The organism is Sphingobacterium sp. LRF_L2 (assembly GCF_965644235.1).
Lineage (GTDB): Bacteria > Bacteroidota > Bacteroidia > Sphingobacteriales > Sphingobacteriaceae > Sphingobacterium.
This window is the reverse complement of record NZ_CBFFRI010000034.1, coordinates 1-251: the sequence shown is the minus strand read 5'-3', so window position 1 is coordinate 251 and position 251 is coordinate 1. Positions and strand designations below refer to the sequence as shown.

At 46.2% G+C, this 251-nt stretch carries 1 protein-coding gene; it reads right to left on the bottom strand.

The features are described 5' to 3' along the window. Window positions 1-3: 3 nt before the first annotated feature. Window positions 4-251, bottom strand: a 248-nt coding sequence (locus ACSZOX_RS22430) for a hypothetical protein (protein ID WP_437922481.1), incomplete at its 5' end; no start/stop codon positions are given.

Below are 251 nucleotides of genomic sequence, written 5' to 3'. Positions count from 1 at the left end.
AACCTAAGAACGGAACAAGAACAACCCAAGGATAGACCTAGCTCTGACCTGTCCCTGCACAAGAACAACCCAAGAACAGACTAAGAACAACCTAATAAAGCCCCAAGAACGGAGGAATAGCACTGTTTCTGTAAAAATATCGTGCAGTCTACCAGCGCCTTGCGGAATGGTCTTTAAAAATAAGTGCGGAAAGCTTGGAGGGAATAGGTCTAATTTTCTACCTTTGCACCACTCCGCAAGGGAGGGACGGT